This is a genomic window from Arthrobacter sp. Bi83 (assembly GCF_918698095.1).
Lineage (GTDB): Bacteria > Actinomycetota > Actinomycetes > Actinomycetales > Micrococcaceae > Arthrobacter.
The window spans coordinates 1-11723 of record NZ_CAKKLY010000020.1 but is presented as its reverse complement, the minus strand read 5'-3'; the positions used below and the strand labels follow the sequence as shown (position 1 = coordinate 11723).

Below are 11723 nucleotides of genomic sequence, written 5' to 3'. Positions count from 1 at the left end.
GATGGGGACCGGGCGGCTGACCCGGCCTGTCGGCGCCGGCAGTTCGGGCGGCCTGCCGGTGGCCCTGCTCCGCAGGATCTCCGCCAGCCGTCCTGCAGGCCCGCCCGGTGAACGCTGCGAGATGTGCGGTGAGCCCATCGCGGACGTGCACCAGCACGTGGTGGACCTCGAGAGCCACGCCATGATGTGCACCTGCCGCCCCTGCTATCTCCTCTTCACCGACAGCAACGCCCACCTCCGCTACCGCTCGGTACCGGACAGATACTTCTCCTTTCCCGACTTCGAGCTGGGCCCGGGACAGTGGGATGAACTGGAAATTCCGGTGGGCCTGGCCTTCTTCTTCCGCAGCTCCAGGCTTGACCGGACCGTCGCCTTCTACCCCGGGCCCGCCGGGGCCACCGAATCGGAGCTGCCGTTGGACGCCTGGGACGCCGTGCTCGCGCGCAATCCCGCGCTGTCCCTGGCCGCCCCGGACACCGAAGCCCTCCTGATCCGCGGTCCCGGGCCCACGCAACCGCAGGCAGACTGCCACCTTGTCCCCGTCGACGCGTGCTACGAACTGGTCGGCCAGCTCCGCCGCCGCTGGCGGGGTTTCGACGGCGGCCAGGAGGCCCGCGACCAGCTCGCCGCGTTCTTCAGCCGGATCAGCAGCCGCAGCAAACCCGTGCCCGGAGGCCTCCCGTGACCGAGCTGATGTTCGCCGTCGTTGATATCCGGCCCGAGCCGTACGCGGCGGCACCACAACTTACAGCCCGGCTGCGGCTGACCGAGGTCACCGGGGCCGCCGTGCACGCCATCGCCCTGCGGTGCCAGGTCCGCATTCTCCCGCAGCGCCGCGGGTACGCGGACGAAGAAGAGCAAGGGCTGCTCGACCTTTTCGGCGGCCGCGGCCGGTGGCCCACAACCCTCAAGTCCTTCCTCTGGATGCAATGCAGCACCATGGTGCAGGGCTTCACGGGGAGCACCGAATTCGACCTGCCGCTGCCCTGCACCTTTGACTTCGACGTTGCCGCGGCCAAGTACCTGCATGCCCTCCGCGAGGGCGAAATTCCGCTGGAGCTGCTGTTCTCCGGCACCGTCTTCACCAAGGGGCAGACGGGGTTCGGCGTAGAACAAGTGCCCTGGGACCGCGAGGCTTCCTACCGGCTGCCTGTGGATGCCTGGCGCCGGCTGATGGACCAGTATTTCCCGAATGCCGGCTGGGTCCGGCTGGACCGGGACGTGCTGGCCGCCCTGGCGCAGTACAAGTCCGCACGCGGCCTCACATCGTGGGATGCCGCCGTCGAAAGCCTGCTGGCTACTGCAGCCGCCCGGGTGCCGGGCGACGGCGCGGCCGCCCGGGTGCCGGGCGACGGCGCGGCCGGAGACGGTGTGGCAGGAAGCCTGGTCCCATGAACATGAGTCTGAGCCTTGCCAGGGCGGTGGCGGATGCCGTCCTTTACGAGGGTTACCTGTTGTACCCCTACCGCGCCTCGTCGCAGAAGAACCAGGCGCGCTGGCAGTTTGGCATCCTCGGCCCGCCGGGTGCGGCGGACTCGGGTGCCGGGGAAGAACCCGGCATGTACGCCGACTGCCTGCTGAGCCGCGGGCCGCAGGCCGAGGTGGAAGTGCATCTGCGCTTCCTGCAGCTTCAGACGCGCACCGCGGAAAAAGCGGACGACGGCGGCGGGTTCAGTCCGGTGGATGAGCTCACCATCGGTACCGCTCACTGGATCAGCTGGGATGAGGCAGTGGAACAGGACATAACCCTGGGGCCCTTTCCGCTCTCGCAGCTGACGGGGGCCGACTCACCGCTGATCGTGCCGGTGGAGGTCCCGGCAGGCCAGGACATCGAGGAACTTACCGACGGCAGGGGAAGGCCGACGGGGCAGTCCGCCGGACGGCTGGTACGCCGCCGCCGGGCACTCCGGGGTGAAGTCAGGCTTGAAACCACCGCCGTCACCGGCCGGCTGGTGCGGCTTCGGGTGTCGGCGGCGAACACGGCCACGGACTTCGCAGCATCGGACGTCCGCGGGCGGGGCAACAGTCACAGCGCCATCGCCGCATCGTTCATCGGTACCCACCTGCTGTTGGACCTGAGGGACGGGGATTTCCTCTCCCTGCTCGAGCCGCCCCAGGACGCACAGGATGCCGCCTCGGAGTGCTCCCAGCACCGCTGCTGGCCTGTGCTGGCCGGTCCGGAAGGCCAGACGGACGTACTTCTTGTTTCCCCCATCATTCTCTACGACCATCCTGCGGTAGCGCCGGAAAGTTCGGTGGCACTGTATGACTCCACCGAGATCGACGAGATCCTCACGCTGCGGGTGCTGACCCTGACGGAGGAGGAAAAAGCGGAAGCCCGTGCCACGGATCCGCGTGCGGCGGCGATCATCGACCGCTGCGAAGCGATGTCCGCCGAGGAACTGCAGCAACTGCATGGCATCCTGCGTAATCCCCGTGCGCTGGGTGACCCGGGCCCTGCGCCGGAGGGCCGTCCGCCGTCGGACGGGCCGCCGCTTTACGCCACACCCGGCGATGAGACCGCCGGTGATAGACCGTGGTGGGACCCCGAGGCGGACGCCAGTGTCCAGCCGGACAAAGACGCGGTCCTGATCAACGGGGTCCCGGTGTCGCGCGGCAGCCGGGTCAGGGTGAATCCCACCCGGCGGGCGGACGCCCAGGATCTGTTTTTTGCCGGGCAAACGGGGCGCGTCACGAGCGTCCACTTCGACGTCGATGGCAGCACCCACGTTGGCTTGGTGCTCGAGCAGGACCCGGCTGCGGACCTCCATGAGGGTTACGGCAGGTCCTTCTACTACGCGCCGGAAGAACTTGAACCGTTGGAACCCATGCCGCCCGGAACAAGTCCCCGGTTTCAGGATCAGGATGGAAAGGAAGGCCCGCGATGAGAATTGTAGGAATGGCCACCGTTTGGGTTCTCGCGGCGGTAGCCCTCGGCGCTGTTTACGTGGGGCTTCGCTCCGTCCCGGACATCCAGCGCTACATGAAGGTGCGCCGGATGTGACGTCCGGCATCCAGCCCCCCACCACCTCCCCCGCGGTCCGTGTCCTCGTGGCCGGAGTGGGCAACATCTTCCTGCGTGACGACGGGTTCGGTCCGGAGGTCGCACGGAGGCTGGCCGCGGAGGCAGCCCTGCCGATGCCGGGCGTAACGGTGGTCGACTACGGCATTCGGGGCATGCATCTGGCCTACGACCTGCTGGGCGGCGTGGACGTTTTGGTGCTCGTGGATGCGGTGCCGCCTGACGGGCACCTGCACGCAGCGGGACCAGCGGACCCGGACCCGTCAGCGGCACGCGAACCGCCTTCGGAGTCAGCCCCGGGAAGCATCCGGGTTCTGCATGTACGTAGCGAGGATCTGGACGGCGCCGCTTCCCTCGACCCGCATGGCATGGACCCGGTAGCCGTCCTTGGCCGCCTCCGGTCCCTCGGCGGAGAGCTGCCCCTCACTTATGTGGTGGGCTGCGTTCCCGCGGACGTGACAGAAGGCCTCGGCCTCTCCGCCACGGTTGCGGCCGCCGTTCCGCGGGCAGTGGAAGCCGTCGGCTCGCTCGTTGCCCGGCACAGTGTCCGGCACTCTTCCATCAGAACCTAAGGCGGTAGCGGTCATGTGTCTCGGAATACCAGGCCAGGTCATTGAGCTCGTGGAGGGCTACGGCGGTCAGCTCGCCCTCGTTGATGTGGCCGGTGTGCGGCGGAAAATCAATATCGGACTTCTCGACGACGGCCCGCTGGCGCCGGGCAGCTGGGTTCTCATCCACATGGGTTTCGCCCTGGAGCGGGTCGACGACGCAGGCGCCGAACGGGCAATGACCGGCCTGGAACTGATGGGTCGCCCCAGAGAACCCGAAGGTGATACCCCCTAGAAACCGGTCAGGGCAGCCGGAGGCGGCTGACGAACACAAATACAGCGAGGAGAGCAAGATGTCACCCACGGATGAACCCACTCCGACCGAGCCGGCCGAAGGGACAGCCCCGGGCACGGCGCGCGCGTTCGGCAGCGAACCGCCGCTAAGGGAGCCGGCACACCCCGGCTCTGATGAAACCCCCGAGGACGCGGCTCCCCCACCGCGAGGTGTCGGCGAGAGCACCACCCGTCGGGGTGAGGACGTGCTCAAACAGGAGGGCACGGAGGCCGGGCGCGAACACACGGGCACCGACGAATCTCCGGCTGAGCGTCCCACCGGCACGTCGTCTCCGCGCGGTTCCACCGGCGTGAAGCCTCCAGAAGATACGGACGGCGCGGCGCCGCACTCACCATAGCTTTCGGCATCTGCCGCCAGGACCATGTCTACGTCCGGACCATGCCTACGTCCGGTTGCCGCCGCAGGGCGCTGTACGCCGGGCGCAGTGCTATCCGCAACGCTGAGGCAGTTCTACCGCTCCAGCGCTATTGCTGCGCCACGGTGCTCCACGCCGCTGTTCGCAATCTTGAGGTGGCGGGCTGTGAAGTACTTCAACTGCTGCAGCTGATGCGGGCTGAGGCGGTCGCACACCCAATCCCAGTGGAGTGACACCACGTCCCCTGCCGCGAGGCCCGCCACGAAGCCGGTGCCGTTTACGGCATACTTGGCCGACTCCACCTCCGGGCCGCCCACATCCAGCGTCGTTCCATCCCATGACAGCGGCCAGGTACGCACTACTGCGTCGTCGCCGGTGACAGCCAGCACCTCACCCCACCGGATCCGGCACCGGTCCAGCACGTGCAACGCTGTGGCGTACCGGCGGTCATCGCGGAGCAGACCCAACCACGGGTAGATCTCGAAGACATGGAAACTGTGGTGCGGTACTCCGCCGGCCAGAACGCCTTCCACAAGGTGCGGGAACTGCCTGCCCGTGCGTGCACGGAAGCGGTCTTCCATGGAGTTGCCGATGTTGGTGATGCCCACGGAGTCCAGCAGGCTGTTGCCCACCCAATACGCCTCGACGACGCGGGCGTCCAGCGGGTCCGGTATGCCATGGGAGCCGGCGATCAATTCCAGGTAAGGCCACGCCCCCGCGAAGCCCTTGGCCAATTCGCGCAGGCCCTCGTCGGTCACGCCAGACTGGCCGTAGTGAAGGAGTGCGTCACTGTCCGGGGGCCCGCAGCTGCCGCGCGAATTCGGCGGGTAGGCATAGCGGACAAACAATTGGGCACCGTCGATAACCATCAGCTGGCCACCTTCTGCAAGGGTCCTCTGAAAGTAACACCGGCCCCTGTCACCGACAAGTGGCAGGCAAGTACCGGACAGCCCGCAACCCGGCAAGCGGCGAATGGGAAGCCTGCGATGGGCAGCGTTGACAGCCATGCGGTTCGAGCGGATGCTGTGAAGAACCGAGCTCAGGGGGTCAGACATGGGAGTCGCCGATCTGAACCGACGCACGGCCCTTCAGGTGTTTGTGGCGGGAGGTTCAGCAGCCCTTCTGGCGGGATGCGGCGCATCCGGCTCCGCACCGCCGTCGTCCCCTTCCGGCAGCGGCACCCAAGCCGGCGCGGAAAACATCAGCGTCACCGACCAGCGCGGCAAGACCCTCACGTTCGCCCAGCCCGTCACCCGCGTGGTGACCATCCCCATGCCCTCCGCATCGCTGCTCGTGGCCGTGGACCGAAGCGCCGACCATCTCGCCGCCATGCACAATGTGTCTTGGGTGGCGATGCGCGACGGCATCATGGGCACCATGTTTCCCCGCACCCTGGACCTGCCGCATGAAATCGCCACCCAGGACTTCACAGCGAACGTTGAGAGCGTGCGCGCCCTGAACCCCGACGTCGTCATCCAGTGGTCGGATGAACAACTCATCGAACCGCTGGAGAAGGCCGGCCTGCAGGTGATCGGCCTGAAAAACACGGGCAGGCAGGAGGACGTGGACGCCTGGGTGACCTTGTTCGCCGCGATGCTCGGCAAACCGGAACGCGCCACCGAAATCAAGGCCCGCAGCGACCAGGAACTGGCGGAGATCAAATCTCTGGCAGCCGGCCGCGGCACCAAGGGCCCCAGCGTTCTCTACTTCAACCGCTTCACCGGCGGCCTGAAGGTTGCTGCAGCCAACAGCTACAACGACTTCTACATCAAGCTCGTGGGGGCAACCAACCCAGCCACCGGCAACGATCCCCTGCCGGGGTCCGGCATGGTGGGTCTCGACGTCGAGCAGGTCCTGCGCTGGGACCCCGAGGTGATCCTGCTGGGCAACTTCGATGCGGCCATGCCCCAGGACATCTACTCCGATCCCGTGTGGAAGGACGTTTCTGCGGTGCGCACCCGCCGTGTGTACAAGGTGCCGCTCGGCGGCTACCGCTGGGACCCGCCCGGCCAGGAGTCGCCGCTGATGTGGCATTGGCTGGCCGACATCGCCTTCCCTCGGCAGCAGTCGGGGCTGCGTGGCAAAGCCACCGAATACTTCCGGTTCCTCTACAACCATGAGCTGACGGCAAAGGAGCTGGATAAGATTCTCTGGACTGAGGCAAACGGCGGGTCCGCCCACTACCAACAGTTCAATGCTGGATGAAGCGAGGACTCCGCGCCTTAACCGCAGGGGCCTGAACCGCAGGGGCCTGAACAGCCGCCGCCTGCGGGCTGACCGGAAGGCATCGGGGCGGGGTCCCCTCGACCGGCGCCGCGAACCTGCCATCTTCGGGCCCATCGCGCTTACCGCCGTTTTCCTGGCAGCCGCAGGACTGCTGGCACTGGCAGCCGGCCGGTACAGCGTGCCGGTGGGGCATGTCGTCCAGATCCTCGGTGCCCAGCTCGTTCCGTTCCCCACCGAGGCAAGCGGCACGGAGCAGAATGTCGTTCTGCTCGTGCGGATGCCGCGGATCCTGCTCGCCCTGCTGGTGGGCGGCGGCCTGGCGATCGGGGGCGCGGCCCTGCAGGCCATCTTCCGCAATCCGCTGGTCAGCCCGGAAATCATCGGGGTTTCCGCCGGCGCGTCCTTCGGCGGTTCCCTGGCTTTGCTGCTCGGCCTGGGCACGTTCCTGCTGGTCGCCGGTTCCTTCGTTTTTGGCCTGGTTGCCCTCGCCACGCTGTTCCTGATCACCTCGGGCCGGGCAGGAACCCCGATGCTGATGATCGTGCTCGGCGGGGTGGTCACGGGGTCGTTCTTCTCCGCCCTGGTCGCTTTGGTCACCTACATCGCGGACCCCAACACCACCCTGCCGGCCATCGTCTTCTGGCTGCTTGGCAGCGTTGCCACAGCCACGTTCACGAAGGTCCTGGTGGCGCTGGTCCCCGTCCTGGGTGGCGCCGCGATACTCCTGCTATTGCGCTGGCGCATCAACGTGCTTTCACTGGGCGACGACGACGCCGCCGCCCTGGGGGTACAGCCCGGTCCGCTGCGCTGGGTTGTGCTGGTCGCGGTAGCGCTGATCGTGGCCGGGGCGGTTGCTGTCAGCGGTGCAGTGAGCTGGGTGGGCCTGGTGGTTCCGCACCTTGCCCGGATGTGGGTGGGACCGGACCACAGGGTACTGCTGCCCGTGTCCTTCCTGCTGGGCGGGGCCTACATCGTCCTGGTCGACACACTTGCCCGGACCGCGACTGCCGGCGAGATTCCGCTGGGAGTGCTCACCGCCCTGATTGGCGCGCCCGCCTTCTTCCTGCTTCTGCGCCGGAACCGGGAAAGGATCTGGGACAGTGCTTGAACTGGAGCGGGTGGGCTTCGGCTACACGGCGAAGGAGTGGCTGTTTCGGAACGTCAGTTTCCGGGTGCCGGCCGGCACGGCCACCGCAGTGCTCGGACCCAACGGCAGCGGCAAGACCACCCTGGTGCGCTGTGCCGCCGGGCTGCTCGCACCGGCAGAGGGAACGGTCCGCCGCACCGAAAGCGCCGGATACGTGCCGCAGGCCCACGGCAGCGCCTTCGCCTACCGCGCGCTGGACATGGTTCTGATGGGACGGGCGAGGCATGTAAGTGTCTTCCGGACACCGGGGTCTGCGGACCGGGCAGCTGCCGCGGAGGCGATGGAACGCGTGGGCGCCGGCGACCTGCGGGACCGGTTGTTCCCCACCCTAAGCGGCGGCGAGCAACAGCTGATTCTCATCGCGCGGGCGATCGCATCCGGCTCCCCCGTCCTGGTGCTGGACGAGCCCGCTACGGGCCTTGACCTGAAAAATCAGGTCCGGGTCCTGACCCTCCTGCGCGAACTGATGGCCGGCGGAATGGCCCTGCTGCTCAGCACCCACCACCCCGACCATGCCCTGCAGCTCGCAGACCGCGTGGTCCTCCTGGGCCGCAGCGGCGCCCGGACTGGTCAGGCTTCGGAGCTGCTCACGGACTCGGCGCTATCCGACCTCTACGGCGTGCCGCTGAGCACAGTCACCTATGCCGACGATGACACGCGCCGCCGGACCATCGTGGTGCACTACGGCCCGGCATACGGCGACCACCCCTGACCCCGCCACGACGCTCTCTCACCTACCGCACCAAAAACCCAAACGCTCTCTCACCTACCGCACCAAAAACCCAAACGCTCTCTCACCTACCGCACCAAAAACCCAAACGCTCTCTCACCTACCGCACCAAAAACCCAAACGCTCTCTCACCTACCGCACCAAAAACCCAAACGCTCTCTCACCTACCGCACCAAAAACCCAAACGCTCTCTCACCTACCGCACCAAAAACCCAAACGCTCTCTCACCTACCGCACCAAAAACCCAAACGCTCTCTCACCGGGTGAGAGAGCGTTTGGGAAAAGACGGCAGGAAGTGAGAGAGCGTTTGGGAAAAGACGGCAGGAAGTGAGAGAGCGTTGGGAAAAGACAGCAGGAAGTGAGAGAGCGTCGGTGGTTGAACGCCCGGCGCTACCCCGTGTTGCGCAGGCCGGCCGCGACTCCGTTGACGGTGATGAGCATGGCCCGCTGGAGGCGCTCGTCGATCTCGGCACCGGAAATGCTGGTCCCTTCGGCCCTCACACGGCGCAGTAGTTCCACCTGGAGGTAGCTAATGGGGTCGAGGTACTGGTCGCGGATTTCCAGTGACCGCTTGAGCGTGGGCTGGGCGTCCAGGAGCACGTTCTCGCCGGTGAGGTTCTGGATTTCCGTGACCGTGAGTTCGTACTCCTCGCGGATGGCGCGGAACAGGTGGTGCAGTTCCGGGGGAACCAGGGTGTCCACGTAGTAGCCGGCAATGTCCATGTCCGTCTTGGCAAGCGTCATCTCCACGTTGGAGAGCACCGAGCGGAAGAAGTGCCAGCCTTCCATCATCTCCACGAGCTGGCCTGAGTTGCCGGCCTCGCGGGCAGCCTTCAGGCCGGAGCCCACGCCGAACCAGCCGGGCACGATCTGCCGGGACTGGGTCCAGCCGAACACCCACGGGATGGCCCGCAGGCCGCCGAGGCCGGCGCCCGAGTCGGGGCGCTTGGACGGGCGGGAACCGATGTTGAGTGAGCCGAGCTGCTCCACGGGCGTGGAGGCCATGAAGTACGCCGGCAGGTCGGGGTGATCGATCAGGCTGCGGTAACGGGCAAAGGCGGCGTCGGAGATGGTCTCCATGACGTGCCCGAAGCGCTCACGCTGGTCATCGGACGTCCGCGGGGTGCGGTGCAGCGCGGAACCCTGCATGACGGCGGCCAGCGACAGCTCCAGGTTCTCGCGGGCCAGTTCCGGCAGCGAGTACTTGTCCGAGATGACTTCGCCCTGTTCGGTGAACTTGATTTCACCCTCGAGCACGCCGTTGGGCTGGGCCATGATTGCGTCGTACGTGGGCCCGCCGCCGCGGCCGACGGATCCGCCGCGGCCGTGGAAGAGGCGGACGCGGACGCCGTGCTTGGCAGCGATGTCGCGGAGCTTGCGCTGGGTCTTGTGGATCTCCCACTGGCTGGTCATCACACCGGACTCCTTGTTGGAGTCCGAGTAGCCCAGCATGACTTCCTGGACATCGCCGCGCAGGCGGACAAGTTCGCGGTAGGAGGGATCGGACAGCAGCTGGTCCACGATCTCCGCGGAGGCCCGCAGTTCCTCCACGGTTTCGAGCAGCGGGGCGAAGCCGATCTTTGCGTACGGGGCGTCGCCGAAGAGGCTGACCAGCCCGGCCTCACGTGCCAGGACGGCAGCGGCAAGGACGTCGTCCGCGCCGCGGGTCATGGAGATGATGTACGTCTCGATGACATCGGGGCCGTAGGTGCGCAGGGCGCGCCGGATCTCGCGGAAGACGTCGTACGTGCCGTCAGCAACGCCGTCGAGCTTAATCGGGTGGCCGGACAGCGGACGGCGGGACGCCAGTTCCGCGCTCAGCACCTCAAGACGCTCGCCGCGCGTCAGTTCGGCGTACCGGATGCCAGGGCCGCCCAGGCGGTCCATGAGCTGCCCGACGGCGTCATGGTGGTGGTCGGCGTGCTCGCGGATGTCCAGGGTGGCCAGGTGCAGGCCGAAGGAGGCGATGGCGCGCCGGACGCGGGCCAGGGCACCATCCGCGACGAGCGACGCCGAGTGGTTCCGCAGCGAGAGTTCCAGCAGCTCCAGCTCGGAGATGAGCTCCTCGGTGGAGGTGTAGTCGCGGCCGGACTGGTGCGCCGATCCTGCCGACACCCGCTTGCCCGTGTTAATGAGCTTGGCCTTAATGCAGGTCAGCTTGAGCCGGTAGGGCTCCTGGGCGTTGAGCTCGAGGATGCGCCGGTCCAGGCCGGGCAGCTTCGCGAGGTCCGCGTCGATCGAATCGAGCAGCGCCTGGTCCGCGCCGGCCAGGGCCGTGGAGTTGGACAGGATCGAGATGAGCTCGTCAAGCATGGCAATGCTGATCCGGACGGCGTTCTGGTTCTGCAGCTGGAGGATGTCGTGGGTCACGGCCGCGGTGACATTGGGGTTGCCGTCGCGGTCGCCGCCGATCCACGAACCGAACCTGATCGGGGCGTTCTGGGCAGGCAGGGTGACGCCGTGCTCGCCGAGGAGTGCGGACAGATCCGTGAGCATCTCGGGCAGGGCGTCGGTGAGGATGCTGTTGAGGTAGTAGATGGCGTTGCGGGCCTCGTCCACCGGGGTGGGCCGGACCTGGCGGAGCTCGTCCGTCTGCCACATCTGGTCGATCATCTCGGACAGCTGGCGGTCCTGCCGGCGGCGGGCAGTGGTGCCCTCCGCCGTGGGCTCGGCCAGCACATCGGAGAGCTTGCGGATCTTGTCCAGCACCGAACGGCGGGAGGCCTCGGTGGGGTGGGCAGTGAAGATGGGCCGCACGTCCAGTTCGTTGACCACTTCCTGCAGCACGGCCGGGCCGGCCTGGCCGGCGATGTCGGCGACGGCCTTGGCGAGCCAGCCGTCCTTCTCCTGCCGCGTGCGCAGGCCGCGGACCCGGTGGACCTGTTCAGCGGCGTTGGCCAGGTGGAAGTAAAAGGCAAAGGCGCGGACCAGGTCGGTCGCCTGCTCAAGCGGCAGGGAGGCGAGCAACTCGCGGACCTGGGCAACGACGTCGTGCGCGCTCCATGGACCGGTGGCATCCGCACCGCCACGGGCGGCCTCCTTGGATTCTTTGGTCAGCAGGCGCACCTGCTCCACGAGATCCAGGAGCTCGGGGCCGTGCTGGCGGACCAGCGATTCACCCAGCAGGGTGGAGACGCGGCGCACGTCCGCACGGAGTTCTGCGGCGAGATCTGTTTCGGAATTCATTGCAGTGTCAGCCATGGAAACTATCTTTCGAGGGTTCGGACTTGGCTCGTACACTGCGCTGGATACTGTGAGCCGGGTTACTTGTTCCTATGGAATGTTACCCGGAGCGTGCTGCAGCCGGGAATATGTCTCAGATGCCGTCGCGTCCTTGAAG

General features: G+C 67.1%; 11 protein-coding genes. 9 read left to right on the top strand and 2 right to left on the bottom strand.

Translation table 11 applies throughout. From position 1 onward, the window contains the following. Position 1 precedes the first annotated feature (1 nt). The 6 genes from LQ144_RS11135 to LQ144_RS11110 all read left to right on the top strand — a co-directional run bounded on the left by LQ144_RS11135 (position 2) and on the right by LQ144_RS11110 (position 4262). On the top strand, positions 2–685 hold the full coding sequence (locus LQ144_RS11135) for a DUF5947 family protein (RefSeq protein ID WP_230118770.1): 684 nt from the start codon (positions 2–4) through the stop codon (positions 683–685). Continuing rightward, positions 682–1395, top strand: a complete 714-nt coding sequence (locus LQ144_RS11130; protein ID WP_230118769.1) for a DUF6084 family protein — start codon at positions 682–684, stop codon at positions 1393–1395. Before LQ144_RS11135 ends, LQ144_RS11130 begins: the two co-directional genes overlap by 4 nt. After that, the gene (locus LQ144_RS11125) at positions 1392–2888 is read left to right on the top strand and encodes a hypothetical protein (RefSeq protein WP_230118768.1); all 1497 of its coding nucleotides are present in this window, start codon (positions 1392–1394) and stop codon (positions 2886–2888) included. Before LQ144_RS11130 ends, LQ144_RS11125 begins: the two co-directional genes overlap by 4 nt. 112 nt (positions 2889–3000) lie before the next feature. Then, positions 3001–3594: a hydrogenase maturation protease gene (locus tag LQ144_RS11120; RefSeq protein ID WP_230118767.1), complete on the top strand. Its 594-nt coding sequence runs from the start codon at positions 3001–3003 to the stop codon at positions 3592–3594. A gap of 13 nt (positions 3595–3607) precedes the next feature. Continuing rightward, on the top strand, positions 3608–3865 hold the full coding sequence (locus tag LQ144_RS11115; RefSeq protein ID WP_230118766.1) for a HypC/HybG/HupF family hydrogenase formation chaperone: 258 nt from the start codon (positions 3608–3610) through the stop codon (positions 3863–3865). Between the two features lie 58 nt (positions 3866–3923). After that, positions 3924–4262: a hypothetical protein gene (locus LQ144_RS11110; RefSeq protein ID WP_230118765.1), complete on the top strand. Its 339-nt coding sequence runs from the start codon at positions 3924–3926 to the stop codon at positions 4260–4262. A gap of 113 nt (positions 4263–4375) precedes the next feature. Here the strand turns inward: LQ144_RS11110 and LQ144_RS11105 are convergent, their stop codons facing one another. Then, a complete protein-coding gene (locus LQ144_RS11105; RefSeq protein ID WP_230118764.1) occupies positions 4376–5149 on the bottom strand; it encodes a DUF6390 family protein in 774 nt (257 codons plus the stop codon). Between the two features lie 184 nt (positions 5150–5333). On the opposite strand from LQ144_RS11105, the gene LQ144_RS11100 reads away from it, so the two are divergent. The 3 genes from LQ144_RS11100 to LQ144_RS11090 are packed head-to-tail and all read left to right on the top strand — an operon-like array spanning position 5334 to position 8365. Continuing rightward, the gene (locus LQ144_RS11100; RefSeq protein WP_230118763.1) at positions 5334–6485 is read left to right on the top strand and encodes an ABC transporter substrate-binding protein; all 1152 of its coding nucleotides are present in this window, start codon (positions 5334–5336) and stop codon (positions 6483–6485) included. Next, positions 6475–7614 (top strand): iron ABC transporter permease, encoded by a 1140-nt coding sequence (locus LQ144_RS11095; protein ID WP_230118762.1) that lies wholly within the window; start codon positions 6475–6477, stop codon positions 7612–7614. The genes LQ144_RS11100 and LQ144_RS11095 overlap by 11 nt, the downstream gene beginning before the upstream one ends. Then, a complete protein-coding gene (locus LQ144_RS11090; protein WP_230118761.1) occupies positions 7607–8365 on the top strand; it encodes an ABC transporter ATP-binding protein in 759 nt (252 codons plus the stop codon). Before LQ144_RS11095 ends, LQ144_RS11090 begins: the two co-directional genes overlap by 8 nt. Before the next feature lie 408 nt (positions 8366–8773). On the opposite strand, the gene ppc is transcribed toward LQ144_RS11090, so the two are convergent. Beyond that, positions 8774–11584 (bottom strand): phosphoenolpyruvate carboxylase, encoded by a 2811-nt coding sequence (gene ppc / locus LQ144_RS11085; RefSeq protein WP_230118760.1) that lies wholly within the window; start codon positions 11582–11584, stop codon positions 8774–8776. Positions 11585–11723: the final 139 nt, after the last annotated feature.